Origin of the sequence: Bradyrhizobium sacchari (assembly GCF_002068095.1) — a bacterium.
Lineage (GTDB): Bacteria > Pseudomonadota > Alphaproteobacteria > Rhizobiales > Xanthobacteraceae > Bradyrhizobium > Bradyrhizobium sacchari.
The window spans coordinates 159,207-181,278 of sequence record NZ_LWIG01000012.1 but is presented as its reverse complement, the minus strand read 5'-3'; the positions used below and the strand labels follow the sequence as shown (position 1 = coordinate 181,278).

Genomic DNA, 22,072 nt, shown 5'->3' with positions numbered 1-22,072 from the left:
CCGCCGATGACAAGCTGAAGGTGCACGGCCGGCTCTCGACCCATGTGCTGGACAACCACGCCGGTAAGCCCGCGCCCGGCATTCCAGTGGAGCTCATTGAACTTGCGAATCTCGGTGAAAGCCGCGTCATCGCGCGTACCGTCACAAATGCGGATGGCCGCACCGACCAGCCGTTGATCGGCGGGCGTCCATTGCCGATCGGCCGCTACGAGCTCCGCTTCAGCGTTGCCAAATATTACGCCGAGCGCAACGTGCCGCTATCGGACCCGCCGTTCCTCGACGAGATCCCGCTGCGCTTCGCGATCAGCGAGCCGGAAAACCACTATCACGTGCCGCTGCTGGTCACGCCCTGGAGCTACGCGACCTATCGCGGCAGTTAAACATGCTGTGCCGATGCGGCGGCTGACGCCGCGTCGGCCTCCGCGGCAGCGCCGCCACTCAATCCGTTGAAGAAGGCATTGAGCAGCACCGAGACCACCGCGCAGAGCAGGATGCCGGACTCCAACAGCGGCTGGAGATCGTGTGGCAGATTGCGGAAGAAGCCGGGCGCGGCGAGCGGGATCAGGCCGAAGCCGATCGAGATCGCGACGATGAAGAGATTGTAGCGGTTGGTGCGGAAGTCGACCGAGGTGAGGATGCGCGCGCCGGTCGCCGCGACCATGCCGAACATCACGAGGCCGGCGCCGCCGAGCACGACGAGCGGCACGGCCTCGACCAGCGCCGCGAGCTTCGGCAATAATCCCAGCACGAGCATGATGCAGCCGCCTGTGACGGTCACCCAGCGCGAACGCACGCCGGTCACCGAAACGAGGCCGACATTCTGCGAGAACGAGGTGTAGGGAAAGGTGTTGAAGATGCCGCCGAGCAGCGTGCCGACGCCGTCGGCGCGCAGGCCCCGGCTCAGGGCTTCGCGATCGACCGCCTTGCCGGTGATGTCGCCGAGCGCGAGGAACATGCCGAGCGACTCGATCATCACCACGATCATGACGACGCACATGGTGACAACGGGCACGAGGTGAAACTGCGGTAGGCCGAAACGGAAGGGGATGACCAGTGCGGCCCATGGGGCAGCCGCAACCTTGTCGAAATGCATCACGCCCAGAATGGTTGCAAGCACGGCGCCGGCGATGATGCCGAGCAGCACCGCGACGTTGGCGAGGAAGCCGGTGCCCCATTTGATCAGGCCGAGGATGAACAGCAGCACGAACAGCGAGATGCCGAGGCCCTGCAGCTGCCCATAGGCCGGATTGGGAAAGCTGCCGGCGACGCCGTCGACGACCTTCGTCAGCGTCGGCAGTCCGCCGCCGGCCCAGTTGATTCCGACCCGCATCAGGGAGATGCCGATGATGAGAATGATGGTGCCGGTGACGACAGGTGGAAACAGCGGCAGCAGCCGGCTGACGAACGGCGCTACGACCATGCCGAACAGGCCGGCTGCGATGACAGAGCCGTAGATGCCGAGCAGACCGATATCGGGTGCCGCGGCCATCGACAGCATCGGGCCGACGGACGCGAACGTCACACCCATCATCACGGGCAAGCGGACGCCGACGCCGGGAAAGCCAATGCACTGGACCAGTGTTGCAAGTCCGCAGGCGAACAGGTCGGCGCTGATCAGGAACGCGATATCCTCGGGCGGCAGCTTCAGCGCGCGCCCGATGATGAGCGGCACCGCGACCGCGCCGGCATACATCACCAGCACATGCTGGAGTCCGAGTGCGAGGAGACGGGGGACCGGCAAGACCTCGTCGACGGCATGCACTTCGCTGGTCATGGATCAGTCCCCGAAATACGCCTATCCAAACTTGTCATGCAGCGCCGGAAACAGCCGGTCCGGCTTGAAGGGTGGCGCAGTGAAGCGGATGCCGGTGGCGTCCGCGATCGCGTTGCCGAGCGCCGCAGCAACCGGATTGTATGGGCTCTCGCTCATCGACTTCGCGCCCAGCGGCCCGATCGTGTCCGACGTCTCCGCGAACAGCACTTCGGTGCGCGGCACGTCGGCGAAGGTGGGCAGGTGATAGTCGCGGAATTTCGGATTGGTGACGCGCCCCTCAGCATCGATCACCATCTCCTCATAGAGCGCAGCACCAAGCGCCTGCGCGACGCCGCCCTCGACCTGGCCGCGGCACTGCATGGGGTTGGCGACGATGCCGGCGTCCGCGGCCTGCACGCTCCTGAGAATCTTGAGCTCGCCGGTGGCCTTGTTCACCGCGACGCGAAACCCCTGCACGTTGAAGCCGACCGAGCGCGGCGTGCCGCCGGAATTGCCATTGGCAGCGAACGGCTGGCCACGTTCACGGGCGAGCTTGGCCAATTCGAGGAAGGACATGCGTCGCACGCCGCTGACGACCGTCTCGCCTTCGAGCGTGCAACCACCAACGTCGCACAGCCAGGCCTCGGCGGCCGCCGTCTTCAGCTCCGTTGCGAGCTGCATCGCCGCGGCCTGCGTCGCCTTGCCGGCGACGAAGGTACCGGCACTGCCATAGGCGCCGGTGTCGTGGCCGCCATGGGCGGTGTCGGATTGGCGCAGGCGAATCCTGTCGACGGTGGTCGCAAGGATCGTCGCCGCGATCTGGCGGTGGACGGTGCTGGTGCCGTTGCCGAACTCGGCGGTGCCGACGGTGAGATCGAAGCCGCCGTCGTCGTTGAGCGCAACCATGGCATCCGCGATGTGGCCGGCCGGCGGCACGGTGTCGATCATGGTCAGCGCGACGCCGTCGCCGATCAGCCATTCCGGCGGCAGCGCCGGCTGCGGGCGATCGGCCTGCATCGCGCGCTCGACGAGGTCGAGGCACTGGTCGAGCCCGTAGGAGCCATAGAGCACGTCGTGAAATTCGGATGGCGGCGGCGACAGCATGGGATCGCCCGGCTTGACGATATTGCGCCGGCGCATCTCGTAGGGTCCGATGCCGAGCTGCCTGGCCAGTTCGTCGATCGCGGCCTCGATCGCGATCAGCGTCTGCGGCAGGCCATAGCCGCGAAACGCGCCAGATGGCACTGTGTTGGTGTAGACGGCGTAGCCGTCCACCCGCTTGTTCGGACAATTGTAGACGGCGATGGACTCCGCCAGGGAGTGGAACATCACGGGACCGGCGTGATTGCCGTAGGCGCCGGTGTTGGAGAGCACGTCGAGCTGGAGCGCGGTGAGCTTGCCGCCCGCATCCGCGCCGGCCTTGATGTGGACCCGCATCGGATGCCGCGTCGAGGTCGCGATGAACTGCTCCTCGCGGGTCAGCTCCAGCTTTACCGGACGTCCCGTCTTCAGCACGGCGAGCGCCAGGATGTCCTCGACGAACATCTCCTGCTTGCCGCCAAACCCGCCGCCGACGCGTTCGCAGAACACGCGGACCTTGTCCATGGGCAGCTGGAAGATGTCCGACAGCGCGCGCCGGGTCAGGAACGGCACCTGGGTCGAGGTGCGGACATTGAGCACGCCCGCTTCATCGAGCCAGGCGAGACCGCCATGAGTCTCCAGGGCCGCATGCTGCACGCGATGACTGTGAAAGGTGGCCTCATAGGTGACGGCGGATGTGGCGAGCGCCGCGGCGACATCGCCAAATTCGCCATGCGTCTCCGCCGCCAGGTTGCGCTGGGGATCGGCGATGCGGTTCGCTGTGGTGCGGTCGGGATGAATGATCGGCGCGCCCGGCGCCATCGCCTGCTCGGGATCGATGAGCGCAGGCAGGATCTCGTACTCCACCTTGATACGCCGGCACGCCTCCTCGGCAGCGGCTTCGCTCTCGGCCACGACCGCGGCAACCCTCTGCCCGATGAAGCGGACGACCTCGTCGAGGACGCGGGTGTCCTCCGGATCCATCCAGTCCTTCTCATGCCGCGCGGTCGAGATCAGGACCGATGGCGCATCCTCGTGCGTCAGCACTGCGTGCACGCCCGGAACGCGAAGGGCCGCAGACTTGTCGATCGCGATGATCCGCGCGTGCGCGTGAGGCGAACGCGCCAGCTTGATGTGCAGCAGGCCGTCGATTGCGGTATCGAAGGTGTAGCTTGCCTTGCCGCGGACCACGTCGGGACCAGCGGGGGCCGGCAGGCTGCGGCCGAAGGCGGCGCCGGCTTCTACGCCCTCCTCGACATTGGACTTGCCGAGCAGCGCGTCCTCGATCGCGCGATAGCCGGTGCAGCGGCAGATATTGCCCTTCAGCGCCGCGCCGAGGTCGGTGAGTTGTGCCTGGTTCAGCGAGGCGCAGGTCAGGATCATGCCGGCGGTGCAAAAGCCGCATTGGAAACCCTGCGCGTCGAGGAAGGCCTGCTGCATCGGATGCGCGCCATGGTCGCTGCCAAGGCCTTCGATCGTGGTCACGGCGCGCCCCTCGGCGCGGAAAGCCGGGATCAGGCAGCTATGCACCGGCTCGCCGTCGAGTAGCACGGTGCAGGCGCCACAGTCGCCGGCGTCGCAACCCTTTTTCACGCCGAAAAGGCCGAGCTCGCGCAGGAACGTGCGCAGGCACTGACCTGCGCGCGGCTCTTGCGCAAACGACGTTCCGTTGACCTCGAAGCTCATGACGGCGTCGCCCCCAGAAGTTCGCCGCGGATCTCCTCGGCGAGCCGCAGCGTCATGTGCTTGCGCCAGAGCGGCTTGCCGTGGATGTCGGTGTGGTAGAGGTCATCGGTGACCTGCTGCATGATCGCATCGCGCAGCGCGCTCGCGTCGGGCGGCTTTGGAAACGACAGTTGGATCGGTCGTACCGTCGATGCGGTGACCGTGAGCGCCAAGGAGCCATCGACGTCGAGGCTGCCGATCAGCAGCGCCGCCGAGCGGCCGACCGGTGCCAGCGAGATCTGGCGAAACGCCGTGCGGCGCTTCAGCGCGGGAAGCGGGACGTCGATCTGCCTGAGCAGGTCGCCCGGCGTCAGGCGGTTACGCTGGTTGCCGGTGACGAAATCGACGACCGGAATCTTCTGCTCGCCGCCGCCGGCCTTCCAGATAGTGCAGACGCCGTCGAGCGCGGAGGTGAGCGAGATCATCGGTCCCGCCGGCAACGACATGCAGAGATTGCCGCCGACGGTCGCGGTCTTCCAGATCTTGAAGGAGGCGAGGAAGGCGCGGCAGCATTGGCCGATCAAAGGCGCTGCGAGCCAGTCGGGCGGACAGGCCAATCCATCGAGCTGTGCGACGGTGCATGTTGCGGCGATGGAGAGATGGCTATCCGTGATCGTCAGCGCAGGCCATTTCAGATCGGTGAGATCGATCAGCCGCTTCAAATGGATTTGCGGCTCCGAGAACAGCCAGGTGCCGCCTGCGAGCCAAGCATCGCCTGGCGTCCAAACGGGCAGCTGCGCGCGCGTTTGCGGATGGGCAACCGCTGTGATGGTATTCAAATCCATGGCTGCGCCGAAAAGCCTTCACCCGGTGAATCGTGCGATAGAGTCTTGCAAGACCGGAGCCAAGTCGCAACAAACAAAGTCGTAGCATCAACGTGTTCGGACTGGCGCCCGCCTTGCAGGCCTGTCGCCAAAAGATGTGAGGAGAAGCAGGGCCATGAGCGATGCAAAGCCGATCTGGATCAGGGATCCCCTGGCCATCCTCGCCGACGGTGCTGCGCGCGGGATCGTGATCAAGGATGGCCGGATTGTCGAGCTCGTACCGGCCGGCGGCACGCCTGCAACCGCGGACATTGCAGTGTTCGACGCGGGCGAGCACGTCGTCCTGCCCGGCCTCATCAACACGCATCATCACTTCTACCAGACGCTGACGCGGGCGTTGCCCGCGGCGATGGACCGCGAGCTGTTTCCCTGGCTCCAGGCGCTCTATCCGGTGTGGGCGAAGCTGACGCCGGAGCGGCTCGATCTCGGCGTCACGGTGGCGATGTCCGAACTGCTGCTGTCGGGATGCACCACGACGACGGATCATCACTACGTCTTCCCGGCGGGGCTCGAAGAGTCCGTCGACATCGAGGTTGGCGTCGCAAAGCGGCTCGGGATGCGCGTGCTGCTCACGCGCGGCTCGATGAACCTGTCGCAGCGCGACGGCGGCCTGCCGCCCGACAGCGTCGTGCAGGACGAGGACACCATCCTCTCCGACAGCGCCCGCGTGGTCGCCAAGCATCACCAGCGCGGCGCGGATGCGATGGTGCAGATCGCTCTGGCGCCGTGCTCGCCGTTCTCGGTGACGACGTCGCTGATGCGCGCCACGGCCGATCTGGCCGGCAAGCTTGACGTGCGCCTGCACACCCATCTCGCCGAGACCGAGGATGAGAACAAATTCTGCCAGCAGATGTATGGCTGCCGTCCGCTCGACTATCTCGAACAATGCGGCTGGCTCAATGCGCGGACCTGGCTCGCTCACGGAATCTTCTTCAATCCCGACGAGATGAGGCGGCTCGGCAGGGCCGGGACGACCGTCAGCCATTGTGCCTGCAGCAATCAGCTGCTGGCGTCCGGCTGCTGTCCCGTGTGCGAGATGGAGGAAGCCGGGGTCGGCATCGGCATCGGGGTCGACGGTTCGGCCTCGAACGACGGATCGAACCTGATGCAGGAGGTGCGCGCCGCCTTCCTGCTGCAGCGGGCGCGTTATGGCGTGACGAAAGTCAGCCACAAGGATGCGCTGCGCTGGGCCACCACGGGCTCGGCAGCCTGCGTCGGCCGTCCGGAGCTCGGCGAGATCGCCGTCAGCAAGGCGGCGGACCTCGCACTGTTCAAGCTCGACGAGTTGCGCTTCTCCGGCCATGGCGATCCCCTGGCCGCGTTGGTGCTATGCGGGGCGCATCGGGCCGACCGGGTCATGGTGGCGGGACGATGGGCGGTCATCGACGGCGCGATCCCGGGCCTGGATGTCGCCGATCTCATCCGCCGGCACAGTTCGGCGGCGCGGGCCATGCAGGCGGGATAATCGGGCCGAAAATTGAAAGAGGGGGCGACCACAAGTGCCGGGTGCTTCTGGCCACCCCCTCCGAACCTCCTCCGGGAGGAGCAGGTAGTTTAGTCAATGCAAGAAGCGTGCTACTTGCCCGGCAGCTTGTCGTCGATGCCCTTCACGTAGAAATTCATCCCGAGAATCTGGCCGTCGGCGAGATTGGCGCCGCCCTTGCACTCGACCTCCTTGCCGTCCTGCCCAATGACCGGGCATTTGAACGGATGCAGCTTGCCCGCGGTGATCGCGGCCTGGGCATCCTCGGCCATCTTTTTCACGTCGTCAGGCATGTTGGTGTAGGGCGCCATCGCGAACATGTGGCTGTCGAGGCCGCCCCAGGTGTCCTCGGACTTCCAGGTTCCGGCGAGCTCGGCCTTGACGCGTTCGATGTAGTAGGGGCCCCAGGTGTCGAGGATCGAGGTCAGCTGGGTCTTGGGCCCGAACTTGATCATCTCGGAATCCTGGCCGAAGGCGAGCTTGCCGCGCTCGCTGGCGATCTGCATCGCGGCCGGCGAGTCCGTGTGCTGCATGATGACATCGGCGCCCTGGTCGATCAGCGCCTTGGCGGCGTCGGCTTCCTTGCCCGGATCGAACCATGTGTTGGCCCAGATGATCTTGACCTTGATGTTCGGGTTGATGGTCTGCGCCGCCAGCATCGTCGCATTGATGCCGGAGACGACCTCCGGGATCGGGAACGAGCCGATATAGCCGAGCACGCCGGACTTCGACATCTTGGCTGCGATCAGGCCCTGGATGTAGCGGCCCTGGTACCATTTGGCCGAATAGGTCGACATGTTTTTGTCGCGCTTGTAGCCGGTCGCGTGCTCGAAATGCACGTTCGGATACTTCTTGGCGACCTTCAGCGTCGGGTCCATGTAGCCGAAGGAGGTGGTGAAGATCAGCTTGTTGCCGGCGCGGACGAGCTGCTCGATGGCACGCTCGGCATCGGGACCTTCGGGAACGTTCTCGAGCGTGGTGGTCTCGATCTTGTCGCCCAATTCCTTCACCAGCGCCAGGCGTCCCTGCTCGTGCTGGTAGGTCCAGCCGAGATCGCCCACCGGGCCAAGGTAAATGAAGCCGACCTTCAGCTTGTCGGCGGCGGAGGCTGCGCTGACGCTCCCGGCAAGCAAGAGCCCGGCAGTCAGCGCAAGAAGTGATTTCCTCATCATCAATCTCCAAACATCAGGGGAAAGCCACGATCCGCAACGTGCGCGCCCCATCACGCACGCCGCGGAAATGAAATTCAGCGGTCAGGCACGAACACGGTGCCGAGCGCGGCCGGCGCGGTCGAACCGCCGGTGCGCGCGCGGGAGAGCAGGACCAGCACGATGACGGTCGCGAGATAAGGCAGCGCCGACATGAATTGCGAGGGAATGCCAACGCCCCAGCCCTGCGCATGCAGTTGAAGGATCGTCACCGCGCCGAACAGATAGGCGCCGATCACGAGCCGGCCCGGCCGCCAGGACGCGAACACCACCAGCGCCAGCGCGATCCAGCCGCGGCCGGCGGTCATGCCGGGAATGAAGAACGGCGTATAGGCGAGCGGCAGATAGGCGCCGGCAAGTCCGGCGCACGCGCCGCCGAACATCACCGCGAAGGTGCGGATGCGCAGCACGGGATAGCCGAGCGCATGCGCGGAGACGTGATTGTCACCGCAGGCGCGCAGGATCAGGCCCGCCCGCGTGCGGTACAGGAACCACCAGACGCCAACGATCAGCGCGACGGAGAAGTAAACGAAGCCGTCCTCACCGAACAGCACGCGGCCGATCAGCGGAATGTCGGTGAGGCCGGGAATATAGAGGTGCACGGCCGGCGTGATGCGCTCGCCGACGAAGCCGGCGCCGATCAGGCCGGAGAGCCCGATGCCGAGGATAGTCAGCGCAAGACCCGTCGCGACCTGATTCACGGCGAGCCCGAGCGCCATCAGTGCGAACACCAGCGACATCAGCGTGCCCGCGACGATGCCGAAAAATGCGCCGACCAGAATCGAGCCGGTGAGCCACGCGCCGGCAAAGCCGCAGGCGGCGCCGACGATCATCATGCCCTCGACGCCGAGATTGAGCACGCCTGAGCGCTCGGTCACGAGTTCGCCGGTCGCCGCGATCAGGAGCGGAGTCGAGGCAGCGAGCACCGCGAGGATGATGGCCTCAATGAGTTCCACGGGCCACCTGTCGGTTCGGGAACACCACCTTGAAGCGGTAGAGAATGAGGGAGTCGCAGGCGAGCACGTAGAACAGCAGAATGCCCTGAAATACCTTGGTGACATCCAACGGGATCTTCATCGCGATCTGCGCCTGCTCGCCGCCGATAAAGGTCAGTGCGAGGAAAAGACCTGCAATTAATATTCCAAGCGGATTCAGCCGGCCGAGGAAGGCGACGATGATCGCGGTAAAACCGTAGCCGGGCGAGATGCCGGGCTGGAGATGGCCGACGGGACCGGCGACCTCGATGATGCCGGCAAGGCCCGCGAGCGCACCGGACACCGCGAAGGTCAGGATGATCAACTGGTTGGCATTGAAGCCGCCGAACCGCGCGGCGCGGGGGGCGGCGCCGACCACGCGGATCTCAAAGCCCTTGATGGTACGACCGAGCAGGATCGCGGCCACGGCGACGACGAGCAGCGCGATGATGGAGCCGAGATGCAGCCGTCCGCCTTCGATCAGCAGCGGAACGGTTGCGACCGGATCGAACTCGGCCGTGGTCGGGAAGTTGAAGCCGTGCGGATCGCGCCAGGGGCCGCGCACGAGATAGTCGAGGAAGAGGTCGGCGACATAGACCAGCATCAGGCTGGTCAGGATCTCGCTGGCGCCGAACTTCACCTTGCAGATCGCCGGGATCAGCGCATAGAGCGCACCGGCGGCGGCTGCGAGCACGAGCATGGCCGGCAGCACCCAGGCGCCGGCATCGGTGCCCTGCGTCTTCACCGCGACCCAGCTTCCGGCAACCGCGCCGATCAGGAATTGCCCCTCGGCGCCGATGTTCCAGGCATTGGCGAGATAGCAGAGCGATAGGCCGATTGCGATCATCACCAGCGGCGTCGCCTTCACCGCGATCTCCTGCAGCGAATAGCCGTCGGTCAAGGGCGCGACGAAGTAAGCATGCAGCGCGAGCAGCGGATTCTTGCCGAGGATCGCGAACAGGATGGTCATGGTGACGATCGTCAGGCCGATCGCGATCAGCGGCGAGACCAGCGCGATCGTATTGGAGCGCTCGGCGCGTTTCTCAAGCACCAATTGCATGAGCGGCCTCCTTCGGCTCGAGGCTGCTGCCGCCCATGAGAAGGCCGAGCTTTTCGCGGGTCGCTTCGCTTGTCGCGAGCGGGGCGGAGAGCCGGCCGTGGAACATCACGGCGATGCGGTCGGCGATCTCCGCGAGCTCGTCGAGATCCTGGCTGGTCACAAGCACGGCGGCGCCGGCGGTTGCGAGATCGAGCAGCGCCTGGCGGATCACCGCGGCAGCGCCGGCGTCGACGCCCCAGGTCGGCTGGCTGACCACCAGCACCGCCGGATTGCGCAGGATCTCGCGTCCCACGATGAACTTCTGCAGATTGCCGCCCGACAGACTGGCCGCCTCCGGATCGCGTTTGGCTTTGCGGACGTCAAACGTTTCGGTCGCGCGGTCCACCGTCTTCAGAGTTGCCGCGGTATCGATGAAGCCGTGATTGACCATGCCGCTCGCGGCGTGCCCGGTCAGCAGTGCGTTCTCCGACAGCTTCATGCGCGGCGCGGTGCCGTGGCCGAGCCGTTCCTCGGGTACGAAGGCGGCGCCCAGCTTGCGGCGCTGCGTGATCGAGAGATGGCCGGCAGCGATGCCTTCGATCACCACGGTGCCGGGATCCTTGGACAGTCGCTCGCCGGAGAGCGCGGCAAAGAGCTCGTCCTGGCCGTTGCCGGCGACGCCGGCGATGCCGAGGATCTCGCCGCCCTTCAGCTCGAACGAGATGTGCTCGAGCCGCACGCCATGCGCCTCGCCCGGAGCCAGCGAGAGATCGTTGACCACCAGCCGCGGCACCGTGGTCTTCCGGCCGGCGGGCGCCTTCACTTCCTTGATCTCACCGCCGACCATCATCCGGGCGAGCGAAGCTGCGGTCTCGAGCCGGGGATTGCAGGTCTCGACCTTCTTGCCGCCACGCAGGATCGTTGCGGTGTCGCAGAGACGCTTCACCTCCTCCAGCTTGTGGCTGATGTAGAGGACGGCGCGGCCTTCGGCCTTGAGGCGCTCCAGCACGATGAAGAGCTGGTCGGCCTCCTGCGGCGTCAGCACCGCGGTGGGCTCGTCCAGGATCAGGAATTTCGGGTCCTGCATCAGGGCGCGGACGATCTCGATGCGCTGGCGCTCGCCCACCGACAATTGCCAGACCTCGCGCCTGGGATCGAGCGGCAGACCGTAGGTCTTCGACACCTGCTCCAGCCGCGCCGACATGTCCTTGAAGGATTCCTTCCCATCGAGGCCGAGCGCGACGTTCTCGGCGACGGTGAGGTTGTCGAACAGCGAGAAGTGCTGGAACACCATGCCGATGCCGCGGCTGCGCGCTTCGGACGGGCCCGACAGGACGATCGGTTGGCCCTGCCAGCGAATCTCGCCGGCGCTGGGCTGAATCAGCCCATAGATCGCCTTGACCAGCGTCGATTTGCCGGCGCCGTTCTCCCCGAGCAGGGCGTGGATCTCCTTGGGCCAGATGTCGATGTCGATGGAATCGTTGGCGAGGAAGTCCCCATAGCGTTTGGTGAGCCCGAGCGTCTGAAGCAACGGGGACTCGCCTGAATGCAGGCCGTTAGGCGTCGGATCTAACATTCGCTGATGCGCTTGCATGGGGTGAAGTGCCTCAATAGTGGGCTAGTTTGGACCGCCGCGTAAGGTGTGAAAAAGCGTCATCCCTTGCTCAACGCTTCGGCAGGCGGCGGGTGTCGGCGAGTCGCAGCTCTTGCCGGGCGCGGCTCATGCCGAACGGTATTCTGGAATGTCTCTGGTGCTGTTTCCCGCGCGTGGGCCCTGTTGCAGAATTGTGACGGTTCAAACCAAATCGGAACCCGCTGTGCAGGCCTGACGTGAAGTTGAGCAAAATCGCGCCAGCGCGCGTATGCAATTCCCGATCAGAACGAGGGTCGCAGGCGCCAATCATGATTGCACTGGCCGCTTGGTAGGAAAAGACAAAGAAAATCAAACGGGAAAGTCCGGCAAGGACTGATATTGTTCTGCTGCGCGCGCACGGCGGCGAAGCGCAAAAACTCACGAAATCCTGCGGTGAAACGAATGCCCGCTGCCAAAACATGCGGCATGCCTTGAAAAAAGTTGAGGCTTCTCACTCCGGGAGATCGGCGCAAGTGTCGCACCCAAGGGACGTTCATTTTTACGTGTCCAAACTTGGGGGTATTCAGGATGTCGTTTCGTATGAAGGCCGTTGCAGCTGCGGCGCTGTCACTTGCTGCGCTCGCCACTGGTGGCCTGGCTCAGGCTGCGGATCTGCCGGTCAAGGCTGCCAAGAAGGCGCCGGACCTGCCGTTCTTCCTGGTGATCGACGACCGCGTCACCTTCTCCTACATCTTCGACGCCTCCCAGCCCGGTGCGTTCACCAACACCAACGGTGTGATCAATTCCAAGACGACGAAGCAGGTCTATTCCTTCACCCACTTCGACCTCTGGGCCTACGGCACCAACTTCTTCACCATCTCGATGTTCAAGTCGGACCACAACGATCCGGCTGCTCCCTGCACGCAGACCGGCGGTATCGTCTCGCCGGCGGCGGGCTTCGCATTCACACCGGCGAGCTGCGCCGGCGCCACCGAAATCTACGGCCTGTTCCGTTCGACCTTCGGCTGGAACGAGATCTTCAACACCAAGGCTTTCACGCAAGGCCCGCTGCACAACATCTCGTTCGAGGTCGGCATGGATGCCAATACCGAGAACCGCTATTTCGGTGCCGCGAAGCGTGACGTCGTCGCCGGTCTGCAGTTTGCCTTCGACCTGCCCTACAAGGGCTACTTCAACGTGGCGCCTCTCGTGTACTGGGAGTTCGCCAACCACAACTCGTTCTCGCAGTGCGGCGCCGGATTCTCCGCTCCGTGCCTGACCGACGGCAATACGTCGTTCAAGCCGACCTGGGCGATCGAGACCAACTACTACATGGATCTCGGCTTCCTGCCCGCGAACATGCAGTATTTCTCGATCAGCGGCCGCGCGGCCTGGTATGGCAAGAAGGGGACGGACACCGAGCCGCTCCCGGCCAGCGTTGCCAACAACGTCTATCCCACCAAGGTCGAGTTCAACTCGGAGCCGATCCGCCTGACGATGGATGCCTCGAAGGCGATCTGGGGCGACAAGTACTCGCACTTCGTGGACGTCTGGGTGGCCTACCGCTACTGGCAGAACAAGTTCGGCCTCGATCACAACAACGCTTTTGCCTGCACCACCTTCGTCGGTGGAACGAAGGTGAGCACCGGCTCTTGCACGGAGTCCTCGCTCTACTCCGGTATTACCGTGAAGTTCTGATCACCTGAGCTATTTCGGGTGAAAGACGATGGCGCCGCGCCAAACCTCCGCGGCGCCATCTTCGTTTGACGAGAGAAATGGTGCCGTGTGGTGGGCTAAGCAAAGCGTGCCCACCCTGTGCGGCTGATTGCATGCGAACCGTGGGCACGGCGCAAGGGCGCCTTTGCCCACCCTGCGGCACTGTTTGCTGAGCGCCTACTTCGTCCAGACGCCGTCGTGCAGCGCTTCGGCCTCGTCTTCCAGCAGCGGCCCCACGACCTCCGTCGGCCGCTGGCCGCTGGCAAAGACTTCGCGGCAGGGCAAATCGAGCGTCGGGTTCTCCGGGTGGTTGCCGGTGACGCGGCGCAGGCGGTGCTCGCTGAGCCCGTAGACGACGCGGCCGATGCCGGCCCAGTAGATCGCGCCGGCGCACATCGCGCAGGGTTCGGCCGACGAATAGAGCGTGGCTTTCGCCAGCACCTCCCGGCTGAGCGTGCGGCAGGCCTGGGTGGCGGCGAGGCGCTCGGCATGCGCGGTGCCGTCGTGGTCCGGCATGTAGCCGTTCTCGGTCTCGATCAGCATCTTGCCGTCGGCATCGACGACGATGCAGCCGAAGGGGTGGTTGCCATGGGTGAACGAGCGGCGGGCGACAGCGAAGGAGAGGCGCAGGAACTCTTCGTCGCGTTCGGCTGAACTGCTCATCGCTGTCCCGTGCTCAGTGCCCCGCCATGTGCCGGCCGACCACGGTGAGATCGGCCTCGCTGGTTCGTGCTTCATACACGAATTCGCCGTGGAACATCACCACCAGTCGGTCGGAGAGTTCGAGCAATTCGTCGAGGTCCTCACTGACCAGCAGCACCGCGGCGCCGCGGTTGCGTGCCGCCATGATCTCGGCGTGGATCTGCGCCACCGCCGCGAAGTCGAGGCCGAAGCAGGGATTGGCGGCGATCAGCACCTCGACGTCGCCGCCGAGCTCGCGGGCGAGCACTGCGCGCTGCACGTTGCCGCCCGAGAGCGCCGAGATCGGCGTGTCCGGCGTACGGGTCTTGATCTTGTACTGGCCGATCTTCTTCCTGGCGTCGCTGCGAAAGGCGCTGCGATTGAGCCACCAGCCGCCGCTTGCAAAGGGGGCGCGGTCGAACTCGCGGAAGGCGATGTTGTCGGCGACGCTCATGCCGCCGACGCAGGCGTTCTTCAGCGGCTCCTCCGGCAGCAGCGACATCCTGTGGCGCCGCATCTCCTCGCGGCTGGCGCGATAGGGATCGCCCGCCACGCGCACCTCGCCGCTCTCGGCCTCGCGCTGGCCGGCGAGCACCTCGACGAGCTGGCGCTGGCCGTTGCCGGAAACGCCGGCGATGCCGACGATCTCGCCGGCGCGCACCGTCAGGGAAACGTCATGCACGGCGATCGCGCCGGCATCGTCGATCGCGCGCACCTTTTCAAGTTCCAGTCGCGCCTGAGCGGCTTCGCCGGTGCGCGGCGGCTGCACGGTCAGCTCCTCGGCGCCGATCATGGTGCGCGCCATCGCGTCCGGCGTCAGCTCGGCGACCTTGCCGGCGCCGGCGAGCTTGCCGCGGCGCAGGATGGTGACCTCGTCGGCGAAGGCCATGACCTCGCGGAATTTGTGCGTGATCATCAGGATGGTCAGTTCGCCCTTGACGACCATGTCGCGGAGCATGCCGAGCACTTCGTCGGCTTCCGCCGGCGTCAGAACCGAGGTCGGCTCGTCCAGGATCAGGAAGCGCCGCTTCAGATAGAGCTGCTTGAGAATCTCGCATTTCTGCCGCTCGCCGGCGGAGATGTCGGAGACTTTGGCTGACAACGGCACCTTGAAGGGCATGCGCGCCAGGAAGGCTTCGAGCTCCTTCATCTCCTTTGGCCAGTTCACCACGGCCGGCACGTCGTCGCGCGCCAGCACGAGATTTTCCGCAACCGTCATGGCCGGCACCAGCGTGAAATGCTGGTAGACCATGCCGAGGCCGAGCGCGTGCGCATCCTTCGGATTGGCGATCGCCTGCTCGCGGCCGCCGACGATGATGTCGCCCTCGGTCGCGTGGTAATAGCCCATCATGCATTTGACCAACGTCGACTTGCCGGCGCCGTTCTCGCCGAGCAGGGCGTGGAACGAGCCCGGCCGCACCTTCAGCTCGACATTGTCGAGCGCCAGGAAATCGCCGAAGCGCATGGTCATGGCGATGGCGTCGACGCCGAAGGCGCCCGACGGTGGAGGCGTTTCGCCGATGATCACGAAATCGCTCCGATGAAGGCGTCCGAGGTGGAGACCGCGCCGAACACGCCGCCCTGCATCTTGATCATCTTCAGCGCGTGGTCGTGGTTGCTCTTGTCGGTGGCGCCGCAGCAATCGTGCAGCAGGACGCATTCGAAGCCACGATCGTTGGCCTCGCGCATGGTGGTGTGGACGCAGACGTCGGTGGTGATTCCGGTCAGCACGATGTTCTCGATGCCGCGGACGCGCAGGATCAGCTCGAGGTCGGTGGCACAGAACGAGCCCTTGCCGGGCTTGTCGATGATGGGTTCGCCCGGCAGCGGCGCCAACTCCTCGATGATGTCCCAGCCGGGTTCACCGCGAACGAGAATGCGGCCGCACGGGCCGGGATCGCCGATGCCGGCGCCGATCTGGCGCGAGCGCCAGCGCTTGTTGGCGGGCAAGTCGGAGAGATCGGCACGATGGCCTTCGCGGGTGTGGATGATGTGGAAGCCTTGCTTGCGCATCGCCGCGAGCAGCCGCTTGATCGGCTCGATCGGGGCCCGCGTCAGCGAGAGGTCATAGCCCATCTTGTCGACATAGCCGCCGACGCCGCAGAAATCGGTCTGCATGTCGATGATGATGAGCGCGGTGTTCTCGGGGCGGAGATCGCCGTTGTAGGGCCAGGCATAGGGTTCGGACTTGATGTAGCGCTCGGGCATGGCTGACCTCGTGCGTGTTATCGTGTGATCGAGAGTTCCGCGGGCGCGCCGGTCAGCGTTCGCTTCGGCGAGCAGGTGATGATCATGATGGCCAGCGTCAGGATGTAGGGCGCGGCGTTGAAGAGGTGGTAGCCGGAGGTGACGCCGACCGATTGCAGCGCCGGTCCCAGCGCGGCGGCACCGCCGAAGGCGAGTGAGGCCCAGAGGCAGAGCAGGGGATCCCAGCGCGCGAAGATCACGAGCGCGACCGCCGTGATGCCCTGGCCCGAGGACAGGCCCTCGTTCCAGCTTCCGGGATAGAACAGCGACAGGAACGAGCCGCCGATGCCGGCGAGGAAGCCGCCGACCATGGTGGCGCGCAGGCGGATCAGCAGCACCGAATGGCCCATCGCCCGTGCGGCATCCGAGCTCTCGCCGGCGGTGCGGATGAGCAGGCCCCAGCGGGTGGTGCGGAAGGCCCAGTACAGGATTGGCGCCAGCGCGACGCCGATCAGGAACAGCACGTTGACGCGCAGCGCCGCGCGCACCTGCGGGATGTCGCTCCACCAGCCGAAGTCGATCGCGGGCAATCGCGGCGCGGTGGGCTCGATCAGCGGCTTGCCGAGATAGAAGGCAAGGCCGGTGCCGAACAGCATCAACGCGATGCCGACTGCAACATCGTTGACGCGCGGCAGCGAGCAGATGCCGGCATGCAGCGCGCCGAGAAGCGCACCGGTGATGCCGGCGGCGAGCACGCCGAGCCATGGCGATCCCGTGACATAGGAGATGCCGTAGGCGCTCATCGCGCCCATCACCAGCGTGCCTTCGAGTCCGAGATTGATGCGGCCAGAGCGCTCGGTGATGCATTCCCCCAGACTCACGAACAGGAACGGGGTTGAGACGCGAATGGCGCCGCCGAGCACGGCGAGCGGGACGGTCCAGAGGCCGATCGATCCGTCTGCCATCAGGATTTTCCCTTCAGGAATCCGATGCGGCCGTAGAGCGCATCGCTGGCGAGCACGAAGACGAAGATGATGCCCTGGAGCACCAGCACGGACGCATCCGGCAAACCCAGGCGGCGTTGCAGCAGGCCGCCGCTGGCACTGATGCCACCGAGCAGGATCGCGACGGGAATGATGGCGAGCGGATTTTGCCGCGCCAGGAAAGCGACGAGGATGCCGGTGAAGCCATAGCCGGCTGCGAGGTTGGCGTTGGTGCGCCCCTGCACCGCGGCAACCTCGACCATGCCGGCAAGGCCCGCGGCGCCGCCCGCGAGGAAGCAGACGGTCAGGATCAGCTTGCTGACTCCGAGGCCGACGATCTTCGCCGCACGGATATTGCCGCCGGCGATGCGCGCGGCGAAGCCGAACACGGTGTGATAGATCAGGATGTAAGAGGCGATCGCGGCGATCAGGCCGAAGACGAGGCCCCAATGCACGTCGGTGCCGGGAATGGCGCCGATCATGTTGACGGCGCCGATCTCACGCGTCGACGGCTTGTTGAGGCTGGCCGGATCGCGCATCAGTCCCTCGACGAGATGGTTGAGGATTGCGAGCGCGATGTAGACGAGCAGCAGGCTCGAGATCGTCTCGTTGACGCCGCGATACTGCCGCAGAGCGCCGGAGAGCATGATCCACAAGCCCCCGCCGATCACGCCGGCGCAGACCATGGCGATCTGCACGATGAACGGCGGTAGGCCCTGAAGCGCAAGCGCGGCGCTGGTTGCCGACAGCGCGCCGATCAGCAGCGCACCTTCCCCGCCGATGATGACCATGCCGAGTTGCGCCGGCAGCGCCGTGCAGAGCGCAGTGAGGATCAATGGGGCTGCGCGGGTCAGCGTGTTCTGCCAGGAGAACCAAGTGCCGAACGCGCCGTAGTACATGTAGAAATATAGATCGAGCGGGCTCTTGCCGAACAGCATGACGAAGATGCCGAACACCGCCAGCGCGCCGACCAGCGCCGCGCCCGGGATCAGGACATATTCGATCGTGCCGCCGTAACGCTGGAGGAAGCCGGAATCGGCGGCCGGGGCAACTGTCCCGACCGCTTCAGTGGAATCCGCCGCTTCCGCTGTCACGAAGTCGCTCCGATCACGCCCTCGACGAGGTAGTCCATCTTCTCGAGTTCAGGATCCTTCTGGCCGCGATCGGTGCCGGCCGGGATGACGGTCTTGCCCTTGTTGTCGGCGAGGCCGCCCTTGAAGATGGCGTAGCCTTCGGCGGACAGGAATTTCGCCTTGGCCTCGTCGGCCGCCTTGCGCGCTTCGGCGGAGACTGCCTCGCCATAAGGCGAGACCTTCACGATCTCTTCCTTCAGGCCGCCGCGGTAGAAATTCGGGATGCCCTCGCCGGCGGCGATCATCTTGACGAACTTCGGATAGAGCGCCTCCCAGTTCCACTCGGCGCCGGTGAGATAGGCCTTGGGGGCCAGCGCCGACTGGTTGGTATGATAGCCGCAGACGAAGGCGCCGCGGCGCGCTGCGTTCTCGACCATGGTCTTGGGGCCGTCGACGTGACAGGTGAGCACATCCACGCCCTGGTCGATCAGGCTGTTGGTGGCTTCGGCCTCCTTGACCGGCATCGACCAGTCGCCGGTGAAGATCACCTGCGTGGTGGCCTTCGGATTGACGGACTTGGCGCCAAGCGTGAAGGCGTTGATGTTGCGCAGCACTTGCGGGATCGGCTTGGCCGCGACGAAGCCGAGCTTGCTGCTCTTCGACGTCAGGCCGGCCACGATGCCCGAGATGTACTGGGCCTCGTCGATATAGCCGAAATAGCTGCCGGCGTTCTTCGGATCCTTGTCGCTCCAGAGGCCGCCGCAGTGCTCGAAGCGCAGCTTCGGGTACTTGGTGGCCATCTTGATCATGTGCGGATTGTAGTAGCCGAACGAGGTCGGGAAGAGCAGGGTGGCGCCGTCGAGATTGATCATGGACTCGATCGTCTTCTCGACCGCGTCGGTCTCCGGCACCTTCTCCTCCTCGACCACCTTGAGGCCGGGGATCTTCTTGAGTGCCGCCGCGCCCTGCGCGTGCGCCTGGTTGTAACCGTAGTCGTCGCGCGAGCCGACATAGATGAAGCCGATGGTGGTTTCGGCCGCGAAGGCGGGGCGGAGGCCCGCCGCCGCGCCGAGGGTGAGGGCCGCGCCGCCCTGCAACAAATGACGTCGTGAAATCCTGCCAGAATCCATTGCTCGCTCCCCTTGGCGGATGCTCCGCCCTGATCTCGCGGCTGCGCCGGCCTGGCGGAGCCGGGATCGGATGTCGCAAGCTTCGTGCCAGAGGCTATTATGAGTGCACGCCTATTTAAGTAATTGTAATATATAGAATATATTTCATGATGCTAACTTGGCGAGGAAAACGGCAGATTAATTTATAAGCAATTAAATCCCATTGTATGCAGTGGACTTGAGCAGCCCTAACCTCCACATGTGCACGACGAGCGCTGGCTGGTCGGCCGACAAGCTGCATTCATGCTAACCACGCGCTGATGGGGGACGGCGCGCCGGCCGGATCCGCTCGCTGGCACCGAACTTGTATCAATTGTCGTCGAGGCTGCCGGTGCCGTGGCCCGAGAAGATGGAAAGCTCGCCGAGATGGGTGCTGACACCGTTCACGATGCATCGCTCGGCAAGGAGATCGTTCACCGCATCAACGAGCTCGGCGCCATCTCCGAAGAGCCCGAAAAACTCACCCGCATCTTCCTCAGCAAGGAGCTGCGCAAGGCCGCCGACCTCATCTTGAGCTGGATGCGCGAGGCCGGCATGAGCGCGCATCTCGACGCGATCGGCAATGTCTGCGGCCGGTATGAAGGCGAGCGGGCGGGCGCGCCCTGCCTGATGCTTGGCTCGCACTACGATACTGTGCGCGACGCCGGCAAATGGGACGGGCCGCTGGGCGTGATCACGGCGATCGCCTGCATCGCCGACCTTAATCGCCGTGGCAAGCGTCTGCCGTTCGCGATCGAGGTCATCGGCTTCGCCGATGAGGAGGGAGTGCGGTTTGCCTCGACCCTGCTCGGAAGCCGTGCGGTGGCCGGCACATTTGACGAGAGTGTCCTGAACACGCGCGACCGTGATGGCGTGTCGATGCGCGATGCGCTCGTCACATTTGGCCTCGATCCCGATCACATCGGCGCAGCCGCGCGGGCCCGGCGCGAGCTGCTCGCCTATCTCGAATTGCACATCGAGCAAGGGCCGGTGCTGGAGGCACAGAACCTGCCCATCGGCGTGGTCACCGCGATTGCAGGTGCGACACGGCTTGCCGCGCGGCTAACCGGCATGGCCGGTCACGCCGGCACCGTGCCGATGGCACTGCGGCGCGACGCGCTCACTGGCGCTGCCGAATGCATCGGTGCGATCGAGCAATTCTGCCGGACCGACGAGGGCGGCCTCGTCGGCACTGTCGGCTATATCCAGGCGAGGCCCGGCGCGACCAACGTCATTCCGGGCGAGGTGTCGTTCACCATCGACATGCGCGCGCCGACCGACATGCACCGCAAGCGCGCGGTGGCCGACGTCGTCCGTCAGATCGAGGCGATCGCAAGGCGTCGGCAATTGGCGCTCCAGCTCGATGTCACCCATGAAAACCGCACCGCGCCCTGCGCGCCCTGGCTGAAACAGCAGATCGCACAGGCGATCGCCGCGGAAGGTTTTTCGGTGTTCGAGCTGCCGAGCGGAGCAGGGCACGACGGCATGGCCATGATCGACATCGCCGATGTTGGCATGATCTTCGTCCGTTGCCGTGGCGGCATCAGCCATCACCCGAACGAGCACGTCGAGCTTGCCGATGCCGACGCGGGCGCGCGGGTGCTGCTCAGGGTGATCGAGAATTTCAGGCCGAAGGAGGCCTAAGCGAGCGTCACAAACCCGCAAGTCACCGGGTAGAGATACGAATCAGTCATGTTTAAATTGGTGGCTGCCATCACCGGGGCCATGAGACATCAGCCGATTGACGGACATGAATAGCGACATCTCTTTTCCATCGCGCCGTGAGAACCGGTTTTACCAGGGGATGGCAGCGACCTTTGTCGCCAACGCTCTCCAGGCAGTGAATTTTCTCGGTGATCGCTTCCTGAGACAATCGCCTCATTCGCTGTCGGCTATCGAAGATCTTTACCGTCACTCGATGGACAGCGCCTTTTCGGTGACCGAGGCCTTCCTCGTCACCGGCGCACCGCACGCCTCCGCCTATTACCCGCGCGACTTCGCCTGGTTCTACCCCGACGTCCTCGATCCCGAGACCATCATGGATGCCCAGGACGCGGTTCGACGGGCGCGTTTGCTCGAGAAGAGCGTCCGCCTGCTCCTGGAGGCCGTTCGAGCCGACGTCGTCACGACGACGATCGTTCCGGCGGGACGCGGCCGGTATCTCGGCGTGAACTATTTCTCGCGCCCCTCGGACACGCTGCTCGGCATTCTTGCGGGCCTTCGGCAGATGATCTCTGCCGAGGAGCGGGCGTCGTCCTATCTCGCCATGTCGCAATGCGCGCACGCCGGCCGCCTGTTGCTGGCCGAATACGGCGGGGACCTGAAGCGCGCGATCCTGAAGCTCGCGAGCGAGCTGGAGTCGTTCGATGCTGACGGCAACAGATATTTGCTTTGCGACGCTAGCGGCCCGCGCTCCGCGGCAACGGACACCCGCGCCGAGCGCCGGCGTTTCGTCACCAATGCCTGCGTCTACACGACGTTCGTGTGGGGCGTGCAGCTCGGAATCGTCGACGAGAACGAGCTGAAGCGGCTGCTTGGGCGCGACCTCGCCCAGTACAAGAGGGACCTGCTCAGGCTGTTCGGCAAGGACGACTATATCAGGCATTCCCTGGATGGGCCGGCGGG

Annotated in this window: 18 protein-coding genes and 1 pseudogene; 5 read left to right on the top strand and 14 right to left on the bottom strand. The window is 65.1% G+C overall.

What is annotated here, in order from left to right:
• Positions 1-380, top strand: a 380-nt coding sequence (uraH, locus tag A5906_RS44505; RefSeq protein ID WP_245326752.1) for a hydroxyisourate hydrolase, incomplete at its 5' end; no start/stop codon positions are given.
• Here the strand turns inward: uraH and A5906_RS16030 are convergent.
• Genes A5906_RS16030 through A5906_RS16020 form a run of 3 tightly spaced genes read right to left on the bottom strand, consistent with a single transcriptional unit; the run spans position 377 to position 5,343 of the window.
• A complete protein-coding gene (locus A5906_RS16030; protein WP_080136352.1) occupies positions 377-1,774 on the bottom strand; it encodes a nucleobase:cation symporter-2 family protein in 1,398 nt (465 codons plus the stop codon). The genes uraH and A5906_RS16030 overlap by 4 nt on opposite strands.
• A 21-nt stretch (positions 1,775-1,795) precedes the next feature.
• A complete protein-coding gene (locus tag A5906_RS16025; protein WP_080136351.1) occupies positions 1,796-4,519 on the bottom strand; it encodes a molybdopterin-dependent oxidoreductase in 2,724 nt (907 codons plus the stop codon).
• The gene (locus A5906_RS16020) at positions 4,516-5,343 is read right to left on the bottom strand and encodes an FAD binding domain-containing protein (protein WP_080136350.1); all 828 of its coding nucleotides are present in this window, start codon (positions 5,341-5,343) and stop codon (positions 4,516-4,518) included. Before A5906_RS16020 ends, A5906_RS16025 begins: the two co-directional genes overlap by 4 nt.
• A 154-nt stretch (positions 5,344-5,497) precedes the next feature.
• Between A5906_RS16020 and A5906_RS16015 the strand changes: the two genes are divergently transcribed.
• Entirely contained in the window at positions 5,498-6,847 is a 1,350-nt protein-coding gene (locus A5906_RS16015) for an 8-oxoguanine deaminase (RefSeq protein WP_080136349.1), read from the top strand.
• Between the two features lie 110 nt (positions 6,848-6,957).
• Here A5906_RS16015 and A5906_RS16010 read toward each other — a convergent pair whose 3' ends face one another.
• The 5 genes from A5906_RS16010 to A5906_RS43050 all read right to left on the bottom strand — a co-directional run bounded on the left by A5906_RS16010 (position 6,958) and on the right by A5906_RS43050 (position 12,174).
• On the bottom strand, positions 6,958-8,034 hold the full coding sequence (locus A5906_RS16010; RefSeq protein ID WP_080136348.1) for a BMP family ABC transporter substrate-binding protein: 1,077 nt from the start codon (positions 8,032-8,034) through the stop codon (positions 6,958-6,960).
• Between the two features lie 77 nt (positions 8,035-8,111).
• The gene (locus A5906_RS16005) at positions 8,112-9,029 is read right to left on the bottom strand and encodes an ABC transporter permease (RefSeq protein ID WP_080136347.1); all 918 of its coding nucleotides are present in this window, start codon (positions 9,027-9,029) and stop codon (positions 8,112-8,114) included.
• Positions 9,016-10,107: an ABC transporter permease gene (locus A5906_RS16000; RefSeq protein WP_080136346.1), complete on the bottom strand. Its 1,092-nt coding sequence runs from the start codon at positions 10,105-10,107 to the stop codon at positions 9,016-9,018. The genes A5906_RS16005 and A5906_RS16000 overlap by 14 nt, the downstream gene beginning before the upstream one ends.
• Positions 10,091-11,662: an ABC transporter ATP-binding protein gene (locus A5906_RS15995; RefSeq protein ID WP_080136345.1), complete on the bottom strand. Its 1,572-nt coding sequence runs from the start codon at positions 11,660-11,662 to the stop codon at positions 10,091-10,093. The genes A5906_RS16000 and A5906_RS15995 overlap by 17 nt, the downstream gene beginning before the upstream one ends.
• A 299-nt stretch (positions 11,663-11,961) precedes the next feature.
• Entirely contained in the window at positions 11,962-12,174 is a 213-nt protein-coding gene (locus A5906_RS43050; protein WP_167523607.1) for a hypothetical protein, read from the bottom strand.
• A 73-nt stretch (positions 12,175-12,247) separates the two neighbouring features.
• Between A5906_RS43050 and A5906_RS15990 the strand changes: the two genes are divergently transcribed.
• Positions 12,248-13,357: a hypothetical protein gene (locus A5906_RS15990; protein WP_080136344.1), complete on the top strand. Its 1,110-nt coding sequence runs from the start codon at positions 12,248-12,250 to the stop codon at positions 13,355-13,357.
• Positions 13,358-13,552: 195 nt separating this feature from the next.
• Here A5906_RS15990 and A5906_RS15985 read toward each other — a convergent pair whose 3' ends face one another.
• The 6 genes from A5906_RS15985 to A5906_RS15960 are packed head-to-tail and all read right to left on the bottom strand — an operon-like array spanning position 13,553 to position 19,429.
• Positions 13,553-14,038, bottom strand: a complete 486-nt coding sequence (locus A5906_RS15985; RefSeq protein ID WP_080136343.1) for a nucleoside deaminase — start codon at positions 14,036-14,038, stop codon at positions 13,553-13,555.
• 13 nt (positions 14,039-14,051) lie between these two features.
• A complete protein-coding gene (locus A5906_RS15980; RefSeq protein ID WP_080136342.1) occupies positions 14,052-15,584 on the bottom strand; it encodes an ABC transporter ATP-binding protein in 1,533 nt (510 codons plus the stop codon).
• A complete protein-coding gene (gene biuH, locus A5906_RS15975) occupies positions 15,581-16,264 on the bottom strand; it encodes a biuret amidohydrolase (RefSeq protein WP_080136341.1) in 684 nt (227 codons plus the stop codon). Before biuH ends, A5906_RS15980 begins: the two co-directional genes overlap by 4 nt.
• Positions 16,265-16,281: 17 nt before the next feature.
• Positions 16,282-17,208, bottom strand: a complete 927-nt coding sequence (locus A5906_RS15970) for an ABC transporter permease (protein ID WP_080136340.1) — start codon at positions 17,206-17,208, stop codon at positions 16,282-16,284.
• Positions 17,208-18,320, bottom strand: a complete 1,113-nt coding sequence (locus A5906_RS15965; RefSeq protein ID WP_080136339.1) for an ABC transporter permease — start codon at positions 18,318-18,320, stop codon at positions 17,208-17,210. Before A5906_RS15965 ends, A5906_RS15970 begins: the two co-directional genes overlap by 1 nt.
• On the bottom strand, positions 18,317-19,429 hold the full coding sequence (locus A5906_RS15960) for a BMP family ABC transporter substrate-binding protein (protein WP_080136338.1): 1,113 nt from the start codon (positions 19,427-19,429) through the stop codon (positions 18,317-18,319). Before A5906_RS15960 ends, A5906_RS15965 begins: the two co-directional genes overlap by 4 nt.
• 405 nt (positions 19,430-19,834) lie before the next feature.
• On the opposite strand from A5906_RS15960, the gene A5906_RS15955 reads away from it, so the two are divergent.
• Together A5906_RS15955 and A5906_RS44500 are read left to right on the top strand one after the other, a co-directional pair.
• Positions 19,835-21,091 (top strand): allantoate amidohydrolase, encoded by a 1,257-nt coding sequence (locus A5906_RS15955; protein WP_080136337.1) that lies wholly within the window; start codon positions 19,835-19,837, stop codon positions 21,089-21,091.
• Positions 21,092-21,197: 106 nt separating this feature from the next.
• Positions 21,198-22,072: pseudogene (locus A5906_RS44500) on the top strand (hypothetical protein); the annotation flags it as partial.

What these genes read in the sequence shown, in the direction of transcription:
- A5906_RS15990 (WP_080136344.1), top strand. Translation starts at nt 12,248, where the DNA reads ATGTCGTTTCGTATGAAGGCCGTTGCAGCTGCGGCGCTGTCACTTGCT.
- A5906_RS16030 (WP_080136352.1), bottom strand. Translation starts at nt 1,774, where the DNA reads ATGACCAGCGAAGTGCATGCCGTCGACGAGGTCTTGCCGGTCCCCCGT.
- A5906_RS16010 (WP_080136348.1), bottom strand. Translation starts at nt 8,034, where the DNA reads ATGAGGAAATCACTTCTTGCGCTGACTGCCGGGCTCTTGCTTGCCGGG.
- A5906_RS16020 (WP_080136350.1), bottom strand. Translation starts at nt 5,343, where the DNA reads ATGGATTTGAATACCATCACAGCGGTTGCCCATCCGCAAACGCGCGCG.
- A5906_RS15985 (WP_080136343.1), bottom strand. Translation starts at nt 14,038, where the DNA reads ATGAGCAGTTCAGCCGAACGCGACGAAGAGTTCCTGCGCCTCTCCTTC.
- A5906_RS16025 (WP_080136351.1), bottom strand. Translation starts at nt 4,519, where the DNA reads ATGAGCTTCGAGGTCAACGGAACGTCGTTTGCGCAAGAGCCGCGCGCA.
- A5906_RS16000 (WP_080136346.1), bottom strand. Translation starts at nt 10,107, where the DNA reads ATGCAATTGGTGCTTGAGAAACGCGCCGAGCGCTCCAATACGATCGCG.
- A5906_RS15970 (WP_080136340.1), bottom strand. Translation starts at nt 17,208, where the DNA reads ATGGCAGACGGATCGATCGGCCTCTGGACCGTCCCGCTCGCCGTGCTC.
- A5906_RS16015 (WP_080136349.1), top strand. Translation starts at nt 5,498, where the DNA reads ATGAGCGATGCAAAGCCGATCTGGATCAGGGATCCCCTGGCCATCCTC.
- A5906_RS15995 (WP_080136345.1), bottom strand. Translation starts at nt 11,662, where the DNA reads ATGTTAGATCCGACGCCTAACGGCCTGCATTCAGGCGAGTCCCCGTTG.
- A5906_RS15960 (WP_080136338.1), bottom strand. Translation starts at nt 19,429, where the DNA reads ATGGATTCTGGCAGGATTTCACGACGTCATTTGTTGCAGGGCGGCGCG.
- A5906_RS15955 (WP_080136337.1), top strand. Translation starts at nt 19,835, where the DNA reads ATGGGTGCTGACACCGTTCACGATGCATCGCTCGGCAAGGAGATCGTT.
- biuH (WP_080136341.1), bottom strand. Translation starts at nt 16,264, where the DNA reads ATGCCCGAGCGCTACATCAAGTCCGAACCCTATGCCTGGCCCTACAAC.